The organism is Moorena sp. (assembly GCF_982860115.1).
Genome location: NZ_CEYLVT010000093.1, coordinates 1 through 14,475, shown reverse-complemented (window position 1 = coordinate 14,475; position 14,475 = coordinate 1). Strand labels below are relative to the sequence as shown.

Sequence of the window (14,475 nt, the reverse complement as noted above, 5' to 3'; positions counted from 1 at the left end):
AGGGAATAACAATAAAAATGGAAATAGCGATTGTCGGCATGGATGCTGTTTTTGGTTCCTGCCAAGGATTGGATAAGTTTGCAGCTAGCATTTATGATGGCAGCCAGCATTTTCATCCTATTCCTCATAACCGATATCAAGGTAGGGTTCAAAACCAGCAATTATCAGAAGAAGTGGGTGGTACAAATGGTACATTACCACGGGTAAACGTTTTTGATAACATTGATATTAATGCTTTTAATTTTAACTCCAAAAGTAATGAAGTTGAAAGGTTAGATTATCAGAATTTACTCCTAAGCAATGTTGTTGATAATGCTTTGAAAGATGCGGGTTTTGATCAAGGGAAGACACCGCTAAAAAATGTGGCAGTGATTACCTCACTTAGCTCGGGAGTTCCAGTGGAGCAAAGGGATAGCAGGTTGCATCTGGATAGAGTCCTGGAGGAATACCTGAGCACAAACAAGATGGTTTCTGATTCTGAGCAACTATCTCTCTTGAAGAGGGCTAGTAGTGGGGAATCTGGTTATGCGATCGCTAATTCCAATTCTAATTCAAACCCTAATGCCAATTCCGTTAGTAATCAAGACCATAGTGTGGCTAGTCAAATGGCCACTTTATGGAATATTTCTGGTCCTACGTTCACCGTAGAGGCTGCTGAAAATTCCGTTATCAAAGCTCTGGATATAGCACAAATACTGCTAAAAGCTGGAGAAGTAGACGCGGTGGTTGTTGCTGCTGTAAATCTTGTCCATGAATTTGACCAGGTGCTATTGGGTAATAGCAACAGTAATAGAGGTGAACCTACCCTAAGTTACGATTATCATGCTAATGGCTCGATCCTGGGTGAAGGAGCAGGTGCTGTTGTTTTAAAACGAGCGGAACAAGCCAAGCAGGATCAAAACCGCATCTATGCTGTGATTGATGGCATTAACTGGATCGCTAATAGTTCTATTACTGGTGCTGAATCAGTTAAGCAATCCTGTGAGCAGGCTTTTGATAAAGCTGGAGTGAAGCCAAGGGATATTGGTTATCTAGAAGTGTTTGGTAGTGGTTTGCAACAGCAAGACCGCTCAGAAATTCAGGGATTAATTGCAGCGTATCAATGGGATAATTCCCAATTGAGCTGTTGTTTAGGTAGTGTTAAATCCACTATCGGTCATACTTATATTGCTTCTGGTATCGCGAGTTTAATTAAAACCGCTCTGTGTCTTTATAATCGCTATATTCCCGCTACTCCCAACTGGTCAAAACCGAAACAGCCAGAGCTTTGGAAAGAAAGTCCTTTCTATGTCGCTAATGAATCGAGACCTTGGTTTCTGACACCAGGACAAGTAAAACGAGTAGCTGCGATTAATAGCTTAGCTGGGGATGGGAGTTATGGACACCTAATCTTATCAGAAGAGTTGAGTGAAACAGAGCGCAGCAACGGATACTTAGAACAAGCTCCCTTCTATCTTTTCCCAATTGCAGCTAATGACCAATCTGCTTTACTAGAGCAGCTTGATGTGCTAGAGCAAACTATTGAAAATAGCTCTTCTCTGTCTCAAGTTGCTAACCAAACCTTTGCTAAGTTTAAAGGTTCAAACCAGGCAACCTATACCCTAGCAATTGTTGGGGGTGATAAAGCTAAAGTGATGCGGGAAATCGAGCGGTCGCGACCGGGTATTAAGCGTGCTTTTGCTGAAGGGAAACCCTGGAAAAGTCCTCTTGGTAGCTATTTTACTGCCAATCCCCTCGGTAAAAAGGGTGCTATCGCATTTGTTTATCCCGGTGCCTTCAATTCCTACATCAGTATGGGTCGGAAACTATTCCAGTTGTTTCCCAGCATTTATGACCGCGCTGCTAGCTTGGTTTCCAATCCTGGTGAATTTTTCCGGGAGAAACAGCTCTATCCTAGAAGTCAGCATCAATTATCAAAACGGGAGCTAGAAGACCTAGAAACTAAATTAGCTGATACTCCCTTGTCGATGCTGGAAACAGGAACTGGCTTTGCAGTGCTCTTCACCCAGATCCTGAGAGAGTATTTCCAGGTGCAGCCCCAAGTCGCCTTTGGGTACAGCATGGGGGAAAGCACGATGATGTATGCCCTAGATGTTTGGTCCAATGCTGACTATGGCAGTAATTTCGTCAATTCCTCTGAGCTATTTCGTAGTCGCCTAGCTGGTGCCCAGAACGCAGTGCGAGACCATTGGGGGATGACCAAGCCACCGCAGCAGGATGGGACAGAATTGTGGAGTAGTTATGTGCTGATGGCACCAGCATCTACAGTTAAGGAATGCCTGAAACAGGAAAACCGAGTCTATTTGACCCACATCAACACCCCGACGGAAGTGGTGATTGCGGGAGAGCCCGAAGGCTGTAAGCGTGTAATTGAAGCCTTGGGCTGCGACTCATTCCGTTCTCCCACCAATTTGGTACTGCACTGTGAGGCAATGGCTTCTGAATACAATGAGCTTAGCAAACTCAATAGTGTATCAGTTAGCAAAACACCAGACATTGTATTTTATTCCTCTGCCCGCTACACACCAATTCCCCTTGACCAAAACTCCATTGCTAATCACTTAGCTCAAGGGGTCTGTCAGGAGCTTGACTTTCCTCGGCTCATTAACCGTGCCTATGATGATGGAGCCAAACTATTCATTGAGTTGGGCTCTGGAGGTACCTGTACACGATGGATTAGTGACACCCTCAAACAGCAAGACCATCTTGCGGTGTGCATCAATCCTAAAAGGGGAGATGACCACGCTGCTGTCGTTAAAGTCTTGGCACAATTAGTCAGTCATCAGGTATCTCTGAATTTATCCCCACTGTATTCTTCAGTGTCAGAAACGTCAGTATTAGAAACCGGTAATCAATACAAATTGCTGGAAACTAAACTAACATCTGATATCAACAAGTCTGGGATTATCGGCGCTAACTTTGATAAATCTGTGAGTTTCAAGTCCAAACCAGTAGCAGAGTTGAGCCAACCTATGGCTGAAACCCAAACTATGACCCTAGTAAAAGATAAAATTTCTAGCCAGGAATTCACTTACCAAGAAACTATACCGGTTAATTCTCCTACTATCCCAGAAACATCTACTACTATTATATTTAATGCCGACGATGTACTGGAATTTACAGAAGGAAAGGTTTCACGAGTCTTTGGTAACGATTTTGAAAGTATTGATGCTTATGCCCGACGAGTGCGACTCCCTTCTCCTCCTTATCTATTTATCAGTCGAGTCACTAAACTAGAGGGTGAACGAGAGAACTATAAAACGGGTGTGATCGAAACTGAATACGATCTACCGGAAAATGCTTGGTATGCCGTTGATGGTCAAGTTCCGTTAGGAATCTGTAAAGAAGCCGGTCATGGCATTTTACTATTACTAAGTTATCTAGGGTCTGACTTCGAGAATAAAGGTAAACGGTCATTTCGTTTACTTGACCTGACAGCTAAATTTTTAGATAACCAACCTGAAGCCATAAAAACTCTCCGCTATGAAGTCAAAATCACATCTCATGTGATAACTGAAGATAGCTTACTGATATTTTTTAAAGGAGAATGTTGGATTGGTGATAAACTTTGGATGACATTAGATGGAGGCTGTGCTGGACTGTTTTCTGATGAAGAACTTGCCCTAGGAAACGGGATTGTATCTACGGAAGAAGAGAATAAAGCACTTAATAGCATCCAGCCACAGCATTTCCAACCCTTGCTCTCCTGCGAAAAACTTATTTTTGACCAACAAGACCTGCTCCACTTAAGCCAAGGAAATATTGCGGCTTGCTTTGGGAATAATTACCAACAACAGGGCAATCCATCACTCCGTTTGCCTCCCCAGAAACTGTTGATGATTGACCGTGTTATTGACATTGACCCCCAAGGAGGTGCAGCAGGATTAGGCTTAGTGATGGGGACAAAATCGGTGACACCAGAGGATTGGTATTTTCTCTGTCACTTTAAAAATGACCCGACCATGCCTGGTAGTCTCATGGTTGAAGGAAGTTGTCAGTTGTTGCAATTTTATCTACTGTTCTTAGGGCTACAAACCCGTACCGTAGATGCTAGGTTTCAGCCTATTCCTGAACTTGCCATGAGTTCTCGTTTTCGCGGACAAGTCACTCCTGGGTCTGGTACATTAGTCTACCAACTAGAAATTACTGAAATCGGACTGTCTCCCCAACCGTTTGCGTCCGCTAACGTGGATATTATCTTTGCTGGCAAAACCATTGCTGCGATTAAGAACTTGGGCTTACAGTTATCGGAAAAACAGCCAGTATCTCAAAAGCAGCTAGGGACATTACCGAGTCAAATCACCACACCTGAACCAGCAGCTTTATTTAGCTCAGAGCAACTCAAAGAACTGGCGGAAGGTTATGTGACTCGCTGTCTGGGACAAGAATTCCAAATTTATGATAATCGCCGTTGCGTCCGTGTACCGAATAAGGAGTTTTGCTTAATTAGTCGAGTCTTAGAGGTAGAGGGTAAACGGCACGAATTACAGCCAAATTCAACAATTACTACCAACTATGATGTTTCTCCAACAGCTTGGTTCTATAACCACAATTCCTACCCTTATTTGCCTTATTGTACATACATTGAAATTGCAGGTCAACCGTGCATTTTCTTGGGTGTTCACTTGGGCACAACTTTGTTATTCCCAGATGAAGATCTATATTTCCGAAATCTGGATGGTCAAGCAAAAGTTCTCAAGGATATCGATCTCCGAGGCAAAACTATCACTGACAAGGTGACAATGCTCTCATCCACTGCTGTCAAAGGTGCGATTATTCAAAAGTTTGATTTCCAAATGTTCTGCGATGGCGAAGAATTTTACCAGGGGAATATGGTATTTGGGTATTTTAGTCACCAAGTGCTGGCTAACCAAGTCGGTTTAGATAAGGGTAAACTAGTGCAACCCTGGTATGAACAAAATTTAAATCGTAGCGCAATCACGATTAACCTCAACGCTCCTGAAAATCAGCAGAAATTTTATCACGCTCCACCTCATAAGCCTCATTACCGTTTAGCTCACAGTCAGTTAGATTTTCTAGATGACGTTCTGATTATAGAAGGGGGCGGTAACTATCAAAAAGGCTACATTTATGCCAGTACAGAGATTACCCCAAATGACTGGTTTTTCTCCCGTCACTTTTATCAAGATCCAGTGATGCCAGGGGCCCTAGGGGTGGAAGCTATCTTGCAAGCCATGCAAGTTTATGCCCTGGAGCTAGATTTGGGCAAATCTTTGAAATCCCCTCGGTTTGGACAAGTCCTTAATCATCAAATTACCTGGAAATATCGGGGTCAGATTACTCCAGAAAACCGCAAAATGTTCTTGGAAGTTCATATCTCATCTATTGAGTTTGATAATGAACAAATCAAGATTATTGGTGATGCTAGTTTGTGGAAAGATAACATGAGGATTTACGAAATTAAAGATATTGCGATTGGCTTATTGGAAGCCTAGGGCGTGTTTTCAAAGTTTTCCGCAAGATTATGATCCCCCCCAGCCCCCCTTAAAAAAGGGGGGAGCCATACTCAAAGTCCCCCTTTTTTAAGGGGGATTTAGGGGGATCTCCGAGGCAAGAAAACACGCCCTAGGGTTTAAGGATTTAGCTGATAGCTGTCAGTGGTCAGTGGTCAGCTAATGGGTTAGGTCACAGGCTGGAAGCCTGTGCCACCCTACACCCTACTCCCTAAACCCTACACCCTACTCCCTAAACCCTAAACCCTACACCCTACACCCTACACCCTACTCCCTACTCCCTACTCCCTATTAAAACTATGTTAGAAAACGGCAAGAAACCAAACAATTCATCCACTGCTCTATTAACTGATAATTACAGTAATTCCAATAGTTTCCATGGGATAAACTCAAGTCAGTCAAGTTATGCGGAGTTAATTTCTTTTGATGATATTGGAATGAAAACTAAGCTGCTGAATTTACAGCAACCTTGTTATGTAGTTACACACCAAGGTCGGATTGGAATCGCTAATCAAAGTAATGGGTTTGATAGTTATCAACGTCAGCTGGTACAAACCCTGATGCTTGCGCCACCTCTGCCACCTCAACAATTAGGCGATCGCAATTTCCGAGAGTTTCACGGGCTTAAGTATGCCTATGCTGCTGGTGCCATGGCGGGAGGTATTGCTTCGGAGGCTATGGTGATTGCTCTGGGCAAAGCTGGAATTCTCGGTAGTTTCGGCTCTGCTGGTTTAGTGCCTAACCGGGTTGAAGCTGCGATTAAACAAATTCAAGAAGCCCTGCCCCAAGGCCCCTACGCTTTTAATCTAATTCACAGCCCTAGTGAAGAAGCGTTAGAACGAGGAGCAGTTGAGTTGTATCTCAAGCACGGTGTCAAGACCGTTGAGGCTTCTGCGTTTATGGATTTAACTGCTCATATTGTATATTATCGAGCTGCTGGATTGAGTCTCAATTCAGTGGGTGAAATTGAGGTAAATAACAAAATCATTGCTAAAATTTCTCGTGCAGAAGTAGCTAGGAAATTTTTAGAGCCAGCCCCAACTAAATTTCTGCGGCAACTGGTTGAACAAGGATTGATTACCGAGTTACAGGCTACCCTAGCTGAAAAAATCCCGATGGCGGATGACATCACGGTAGAAGCAGATTCTGGTGGCCATACCGATAATCGTTCTTTAGTGTGTCTTCTGCCTTCTATTATCGTATTGCGGGATGAAATTCAGCAGCAATACGGTTACAAACGACAAGTGAGAGTTGGTGCTGCAGGAGGGATTGGCACACCAGAGTCAGCTTTAGCGGCTTTTATGATGGGGGCGGCTTATGTGGTGACTGGGTCAGTTAATCAAGCCTGTGTGGAAGCTGGCACCTCTGACCACACCAAACGCTTACTGGCTAAAGCTGGGATGGCTGATGTAACTATGGCTCCCTGTGCTGATATGTTTGAGATGGGGGTGAAAGTGCAACTACTAAAACGAGGTACCCTCTTCCCAATGCGAGCTCAAAAATTATACGACCTCTACAGAAATTATAACTCGATTGAGGAGATTCCTGTTGAGGAAAGAAAGAAATTAGAAACCCAAGTGTTGGGCAAGAGTATTGAATCGGTTTGGCAGGATACAGTAGCCTATTTCACTAAACGGGACCCTGAACAAATTACCCGAGCTACTAACAATCCTAAGCGCAAAATGGCTCTAATTTTCCGCTGGTATTTAGGCTTATCGTCTCGCTGGTCTAGTGCTGGTGAAAAGGGTCGGGAAATGGATTATCAAATCTGGTGTGGTCCTGCTATGGGTTCCTTTAATGAATGGGTCAAGGGGTCTTACTTAGCTCAACCGGAAGCCCGCCATGTGGTAGATGTTGCCCACCACATTATGACTGGAGCGGCTTACTTATATCGCCTGCAAAGTTTGAAATTACAGGGCTTACAAATGCCTGGGCATTATCGTTATTATTGTCCGATGCCTTTAAGCTATTAGCTTAAGCGCTACGCGAACAGCTATCAGCGGTCAGCTATCAGCTATCAGTGATTAATCGTAGGGTGGGCAGTGCCTAGCAATGAGTTTTGTAAGGTGATATGTATTAAGCACTGCCCACCGACAGGAACTAGATTAATCGTAAGGTGGGCAGTGCCTAGCAATGAGTTTTGTAAGCTGATCTATATCAAGCACTGCCCACCCTACATAAGCTGATAGCTGATAGCTGATAGCTGATAGCTAACAATTCATCCTAAAATTATCTCCCCCCAAAAAAAATTTTTCAAAACCCTTGACAAGTAAATTTATAATCATTACAATAATCATTATAAACCTAATTGATTTTTTTAGCCATGTCTACAGACTTTATTCCGAATCACGACAATAATCATGATGATTCTAACCCGAAGAAAAAACGTATTAAATACATTAAGGGTTCTCCTGAAGCCGTAATTAAGACTATTTACGGCCTTTATGTACTCGGCTATGGGTCGCTTTCGGACTGGAGCCCTTTACAGCCCACGGGCATTCCAGGGCAAGTCATTAGTTTTATAAGCAAGTCTTCGACTTGCCGTTAATCGGTTAAATTTATGGGGGGGTTCCCCCCCTAGCAAAAGCTCCGGTCTGTTCGCATAGGATCACATGCGGATTGATTCGGAAACTGATAGACATGACATAGGGTTTACAGCACTGAAATAGCCGTAGATAGTATTTCTACGGCTATTTTTTTTGTAAGCATTTAGCTTATGCGCGAACCGCACGGGTGCGCGTTCAGCTGTCAGCTTTCAGCTATTGAATAAAAGCCCACCCTACATCAACTATGAGTTTCTTTAGACCGGATAGTGTCAACATAGGCTTGTCTTAAATTTGTCAGATGATAGTCGTGTTTTAAGATTGAGCTATCACGAACTTTGTACTTAATCTCTTCTAGGAAGAGCAGTTCAACTACGGACGGAGCCAATTCGGGGTTTTCCATGGCAGTTTCAAACAGCCACTTGGTGTCGCGGATGAAAAAGAAGTCCAACATAGTAATTGAGTGATCAGTAAAATGCACCTGTGTGATCAGCTGTGCGGGTATACACAGCTGTTAATGGTTTATCTCATATTTGTAAAAAATCAGGAAAGAATGGCTGATCCGTGGGCTTAGTTTTGCTTAGGGTACGCCCTGGAGTTGGGATGTTGGTTTTTGCTACTGGTGCGATGCGCTACGCGCAGCCAAAGGCGACTAGCCCTTTGGGCTAATCGCCTTTAGCAGCTCCTTGGCCGTTGGCCACGCTACGGGAACAGAATATCGCAACGGTGGAAGTCGGTTTCAGCTACAACAACCTATCCCTGGATGTCTGTACGAAACAGTCTGTTTGTTAATAAACACAAGCAAACAGGGTTTATTAATAACTATTTCCCAACTATTGACAAGAAGTATTTATTAGACTAAAGCACTATAACTAAACTTCTCTAGTATAGATGCGATCGCACTAAAATCAATTAAATTGATCGTAATGACCACCTATTGCAAAAATATAAACATAGTTATCATCAAATTTGTAAATAAGGCGATCTTTTTGAGAAAGTCTTCTTGACCACAACCCCGATAAATTATGTTTTAACGGTTCAGGTTTTCCCATGCCTTTAGCAGGATCGTCTCTCAGCATTTCTTTGATGAGTTTACAAAGGGTTTGATGGAGTTTTTTATCTTTTTTCCGAAGTTCTTCGTAAATTTCCCAAGTTTTGCCCTCAAATACTAAGGATCTCATCTAATTCTTCCTGATTGGGAGAGTAGCCTTTATTTTGGGTATGGGTAGCTTGAGAATGGTTAATCTGTTCCATTAAATGGCTATTTTGTAAAACATACAAGGTTTCTTGTTGTTGTTCCCAATCTTCGGCACTAATAATAATAAAGTCTCCTTCATTGGGATCGGTGATTTTGAGGGGAATATGTTGATTGATGACTTGTTTAATAAAGTCTTGGATGTTAGTCTTAAATTGCTTGATAGGGATAGAGTTCACTGTTTTTTCCTCATTTATGCTTAAGTATAGCAAGTTAATATTTCCTTTGGGGCTACACTTATGGTGGGCAGTGCCCAGCAACGGGCTTTGTCAGCTGATCTGACTCTGTATCAAGCACTGCCCACCCTACATCAACTAAAATCAATTTGGGGCTACACTATTCCCTCTAATCTCTTCCCTGTTCCCTAAAATCTATAAATTGTATAGCTCACAAGTCCTAGAATTCCTATAACTATTACCTCTATGCTCTGGAATCGCATTCGACAAATTATCTATGCTGGCTTAACAGTCATCGGTTTCGTCTGGACAAACTACTATTTGGTGCAGTTCATTATTATCACTAAAGGAAAGCTAAGCCTGGCTAACTTTCTTAACTTCGATATTGCTTTGTTTATCAAACAAATTTATGCTTATCCCGCCTCCAGTTTTATTGGAATAGATGTAAGTGTTGCATCCTTGTGTGCAATTGTGCTGATTGTAACAGAAGGGCGACGGCTCAAAATGAGGTTGTGGGGTCTTTACATTGTCGCTATCTTCTTAGTATCTTTTGGTTTTGGATTTCCGTTGTTTCTGTTGATGCGGGAACGCAAGCAGATGGAAGTGCTAGGTCTAGCAGGAGATACTCAGGAGGAAAAGACTTCACCAACGTAAGAATTATCGGAAAAAATCAAGAATTAATCGCACTACCGCGTTTGGATTGGGATGTTGGTTTTTGCTACTGATGCGATCGCTCTTAGCGGAAGCTTCGCTTCATCGCGTAGCATGGCCGCAGGTCAATCGCCTTTGGCTGTGCGTAGTGCATCTCAGGGGTGGGACAGTAGCAGGGTTTTGAGGAAACCTATGTGCCCAAGTAAATTTATTCCTACGTAAGTATTTCCGGAATCCTGATTAATCGACTGTAGTTTACATCAAGGAGCGCTCCAGCCTTCACTTCAACTATATATGATTGTGGTCGATGAAAGCTAAAGAAGTTCTGAGACGATATGCAGCAGGAGAACGGGATTTCCGCAGGGTAAATCTTAGGGGTCAATCGTTTCAGGGAAAAGACCTTTCCGGGGCAGATTTTAGTGAAGCGGATATTCGAGGGGCAAATTTTAAGAATGCCTACCTCAAAGATACCAAATTCTGTGACGCGAAGGCTGGACTACAACGACCCTGGGCAATTGGTTTCCTCATTGGATCATTATTGCTGTCAGGAGTAATAGGATGCTGGTTAGTAATTGCTGCGAGTTATGTAGCCCAATTGATGAAACCTAAATATACTCAGCAATACAGCTACTTACCTGGAATACTATTTTTCATTGTTGTAGCATTTATACTTATCGCTTTTGCCTCTAAGGGCCTTACAGAAAAAGCTTTTCGGTCAGTCGCTATCGCTGTACTTTTCGCTATTGTTGTCTTATGCGTTGGTACTATCTATGGCGGCTTTCTTGAAAGCAACAGTGGTAATTTATTGAGACCTGTAATGCAATTTTCTAATGCTGTAGGAGGGGGCACTGGTGCTATTTTAGTGGCTCTCAATGGTTCGGTTTTAATTACTATTGCTGGTCTGGTTGGGGGTTCTGTATGGAGTATTTTTGCTTCTACGATTAATGCTATTTTTGCCATATTATTTTTCTTATTATTGGGTATACATTTACATTTGCCTTTTTTTTCGTCGGCGCTTTTTTCTAACTTCGCTTATGATGCTGTTGTGATAATTAGCACTATTATTGCTGTTTATTCAAGTATTTTGATTGCTTGGGGTGCATTAGGGGAAGACAATAATTTTACCTTAGTCAGGGAAATTTCCATAGCTTTGGTAGCCACCAGAGGTACAAGTTTTTATAATGTAGACCTAACCAATGCTGATTTTACGGGAGCTATCCTCAAAAGTACAGATTTAAGAGAAGTTACTCTCACTCATACTTGTTGGCAAAATACTATTAAGCTTGACCAAGCTAGACCAGGTAAAACTATCTTAGCTGATACAGCTGTCAGAGAATTATTGGTTAGTGGTAATGGTTATAATAAGTTTTATATTGATTGTAATCTTAGTGGTGCAAATTTAAGAGGAGCTAATCTAAATTATGCTAATCTAAAACAGGCTGATCTTAGGGAAGCAACTTTAGAAGAGGCTAATTTAGAATGGGCTAATTTAACTGAAGCTAATTGCGTTGATACGGATTTTACTCGTGCTTATTTTACTGGAGCTTATTTAGAAGCGTGGAATATTGATTCAACAACTACGTTAACTAATGTTGATTGTCGGTTTGTTTATCTGTTAGAAAATCCTGAGCCAGGAACAGATAACCGGGAGCGTCGTCCAAGTAGTGGCGAATTTCAACCAGGAGAATTTACTAAGCTATTCCAAGAGGTCTTAGATACTGTTGACCTAATTTTCCGAAACGGTGTAGATTGGAAAGCTTTTATTGCTGCTTTCAAAAAAGTCCAAGTAGAGAATGAAGATACCGAACTAGCTATTCAGAGTATTGAAAATAAAGGGGATGGAGTAGTTGTTGTTAAGGTAAGTGTTCCCCCTGACACGAATAAGGAAAAGATTCATAGTGACTTCACGCAAAACTATGAACTTGCCCTCAAAGCTGTGGAAGAAAAATATAAAGAAAAATTAAAAGCTAGAGATGACCAGATAGTAATTTATCGTGAGCAAAGCGCTGACTTAAAAGAGATTATAAAATTACAAGCAAATAGACCTATTAACTTAGAGGTAAAAGCTATGGCAGAAAGTGAATCTAAAGGAGATACCTTCACTGGTGCATTTGGTATTGGTAAGGTAAGTGGTGGGGATGTTAAACAAGATAGTCCCAACATAAATTTTCATGAAGCTGAACAAACCCAAAACCTAGCGGAAGCAGCAGCTGAAATCCAGCAACTTCTCAACCAACTATCCCAGAGTAATCCCACTACAACAAGCAAAGAAAAGATGATAGTTGTCAGTGAAGTTGTTGACCAAATTGAGAATAACCCAACCCTAAAAGCTAAGGTTATCAATGCTCTGAAAGCTGGAGGAGTGGAAGCTTTCAAGGAAGCCTTAGACCATCCTTTAGTTAACATTTTGGTGGCTACGATTGAGGGATGGACAGAGGTTTAGGGGTAAGCGAACAGCCATTAGCGCTACGCGCACGCTACGCGAACAGTAAGCCCTTGTAGGGTGCGAAGCATCAAAAACGCACCAAATTAAGGTTGATAGGGTCTACCCTAGGATTAACCACCCAAAAACTTGCTCAACTGTCACTTCTAACTCTACTCCATTGAGAATCGGTAACCTAGACGTTCCTGAAAGAATTTCCAATCGTTGAGTCTCATCGATCACGATAATACTTTCTTCTTCCGGATCAATTAACCATCCTAGTTCAGTTCCGTGACGCAAACAGTGGAGGAGGTTGCTGAGGACTTTAGTTTGTCTTTGGTCTGGGGAAAGAATTTCGATTGCCCAATCTGGAGGGATTTCAAAGTGGTTGGCAATTTTGCCAGTTGGTTCAATGGGGATGTTTTCCCAACGAAAGACTGTGATGTCGGGAATAATTGATTGACCCCCAAAGGTACAGCGCAATTCGGGGAAAGCCTTGGCAATTTTGTTGGGATTAGCGACTCGATTGATAGCTTGACACAACTCAATCTCAAGGAGACTATGTTGGCCTTGTGCCATGGGCTTAACAATGATTTCCCCATTGATAAATGCTGATGGGGGTTTGGTTTCTGGGAGTTTGAGGAACTCCTCTAAGGTTAGGGGTGGAGTGGCTGTGGTCATATATAGCGGTTTTGAATTAGGTGAGGTACATTTTTTTAGGGAACAGGGAACAGGGAACAGAGAATAGGGAGCAGGGAGCAGGGAGCAGGCAACAGGCAACAGGCAAGAGGCAAGAGGAACCCACCCCTAACCCCTCCCAGGAGGGGAAGGCAAGAGGCAAGAGGGAAAAAATTATGTGTACCTCGTAGCTATGAAAAACGCTATACTTTCTATGTTTATTTAGATGCTGCGTTACATTATAGTAACGTACCCTACAAGATTGCTATGGTGGGCAGTGCTTAGCAAAGGGCTTTGTCAGCTGATCTGATCCGTATCAACCACTGCCGACCCTACGTCAACTAAGGAATTGGCCGTAGGTCACGCTATGCGAATGCACTAAAACTGGACTAATATTTGTTCAACCTCCTTAAGTACCTCAGCTAAAAAAGGAGCATTAGATTGAACAACATTATCCTCACTGCCATCATGTTTATGATGAGGAAAAGTAGAAAGATTTAATTTTCTGAGGTGCGCTTTCCGTTGGCGAATTAAATTCGCCACGGGTCGCACCTATGGTGTTCGGTATTGTCATAGCGAAAAATTAGATTATTATCGGAATTCATATATTGATAACTATACATTTTTCTATCGATGGAAATTTCTACATAAACAAATTCTCTGAAATGTAGCAAGGAATTATCTTGGAAATTTATCTTGCCTCTGATAAAACCTTCATACATTCCTCTTTTGTCCCGTTCAATAGTTAACCCTTTGACTAGTGGCGATGATGAAAATAAACTATCAATCTTATCAAAATACTCTTCAATCAACAAAATAAATATCCTCTATAGATTCTTTTGTTTTTTGTAAATGTGTCAGCATTTTAGATTCTCCGATCCATTCATCAAAGTCAAAACTATGGGCTAATTCATCGTTGTTAAAGCGAGTAACAAATTCCGCTGTCGATAAGTTATATTTGGTTTCAAATTCCTGAAGGCGTTGTTCTGTCCTTTGAATTCCTGCTTTAATACTCTGTAATCTTTCTGACAAGGCACTTTGAATAATTCGTTTTAGTGAATCTGGATCTTTTGACCTGATTTTGAGTTCAGCCATCATTTTTTTTGAGTTTTTTGAATTGACGTTAATAAGGTTTATAAGGGAACAGGGAATAGGGAACAGAGAATAGGGAGCAGGGAGCAGGGAGCAGGCAACAGGCAGCAGGCAAGAGGTAAAAAATTCTGTGTACCTCGTAGCTATGAAAAACGCTATACTTTCTATGTTTATTTAGATGCTG

11 protein-coding genes are annotated in these 14,475 nt (G+C 42.0%); 4 read left to right on the top strand and 7 right to left on the bottom strand.

Translation table 11 applies throughout. The annotated features are described in order from the left end of the window. Positions 1-17 precede the first annotated feature (17 nt). The gene (locus AC4II3_RS17045) at positions 18-5,456 is read left to right on the top strand and encodes a PfaB family protein (protein WP_488029343.1); all 5,439 of its coding nucleotides are present in this window, start codon (positions 18-20) and stop codon (positions 5,454-5,456) included. Positions 5,457-5,773: 317 nt separating this feature from the next. Next, a complete protein-coding gene (locus AC4II3_RS17040) occupies positions 5,774-7,447 on the top strand; it encodes a PfaD family polyunsaturated fatty acid/polyketide biosynthesis protein (protein WP_488014895.1) in 1,674 nt (557 codons plus the stop codon). A gap of 811 nt (positions 7,448-8,258) precedes the next feature. Here AC4II3_RS17040 and AC4II3_RS17035 read toward each other — a convergent pair. The 3 genes from AC4II3_RS17035 to AC4II3_RS17025 all read right to left on the bottom strand — a co-directional run bounded on the left by AC4II3_RS17035 (position 8,259) and on the right by AC4II3_RS17025 (position 9,451). Beyond that, positions 8,259-8,471, bottom strand: a complete 213-nt coding sequence (locus AC4II3_RS17035) for a hypothetical protein (RefSeq protein ID WP_488014897.1) — start codon at positions 8,469-8,471, stop codon at positions 8,259-8,261. A gap of 454 nt (positions 8,472-8,925) precedes the next feature. Further along, the gene (locus AC4II3_RS17030) at positions 8,926-9,198 is read right to left on the bottom strand and encodes a Txe/YoeB family addiction module toxin (protein ID WP_488014899.1); all 273 of its coding nucleotides are present in this window, start codon (positions 9,196-9,198) and stop codon (positions 8,926-8,928) included. Then, the gene (locus AC4II3_RS17025; protein ID WP_488014901.1) at positions 9,179-9,451 is read right to left on the bottom strand and encodes a type II toxin-antitoxin system Phd/YefM family antitoxin; all 273 of its coding nucleotides are present in this window, start codon (positions 9,449-9,451) and stop codon (positions 9,179-9,181) included. Before AC4II3_RS17025 ends, AC4II3_RS17030 begins: the two co-directional genes overlap by 20 nt. 243 nt (positions 9,452-9,694) lie before the next feature. Between AC4II3_RS17025 and AC4II3_RS17020 the strand changes: the two genes are divergently transcribed. Both AC4II3_RS17020 and AC4II3_RS17015 read left to right on the top strand, forming a co-directional pair. Further along, complete coding sequence (locus AC4II3_RS17020; protein ID WP_488014903.1) at positions 9,695-10,102, top strand: DUF2834 domain-containing protein; 408 nt, start codon at positions 9,695-9,697, stop codon at positions 10,100-10,102. Positions 10,103-10,406: 304 nt separating this feature from the next. Beyond that, positions 10,407-12,542: a pentapeptide repeat-containing protein gene (locus tag AC4II3_RS17015; protein WP_488014904.1), complete on the top strand. Its 2,136-nt coding sequence runs from the start codon at positions 10,407-10,409 to the stop codon at positions 12,540-12,542. 102 nt (positions 12,543-12,644) lie between these two features. On the opposite strand, the gene AC4II3_RS17010 is transcribed toward AC4II3_RS17015, so the two are convergent. The 4 genes from AC4II3_RS17010 to AC4II3_RS16995 form a co-directional block, all read right to left on the bottom strand. Beyond that, positions 12,645-13,202, bottom strand: a complete 558-nt coding sequence (locus tag AC4II3_RS17010; RefSeq protein ID WP_488014906.1) for a Uma2 family endonuclease — start codon at positions 13,200-13,202, stop codon at positions 12,645-12,647. 375 nt (positions 13,203-13,577) lie between these two features. Then, positions 13,578-13,742: a toxin-antitoxin system TumE family protein gene (locus tag AC4II3_RS17005; protein ID WP_488029342.1), complete on the bottom strand. Its 165-nt coding sequence runs from the start codon at positions 13,740-13,742 to the stop codon at positions 13,578-13,580. Further along, positions 13,730-14,011, bottom strand: a complete 282-nt coding sequence (locus AC4II3_RS17000; protein ID WP_488029345.1) for a toxin-antitoxin system TumE family protein — start codon at positions 14,009-14,011, stop codon at positions 13,730-13,732. The genes AC4II3_RS17005 and AC4II3_RS17000 overlap by 13 nt, the downstream gene beginning before the upstream one ends. Continuing rightward, on the bottom strand, positions 14,004-14,294 hold the full coding sequence (locus AC4II3_RS16995) for a hypothetical protein (protein WP_488029344.1): 291 nt from the start codon (positions 14,292-14,294) through the stop codon (positions 14,004-14,006). The genes AC4II3_RS17000 and AC4II3_RS16995 overlap by 8 nt, the downstream gene beginning before the upstream one ends. Between the last annotated feature and the right edge of the window lie 181 nt (positions 14,295-14,475).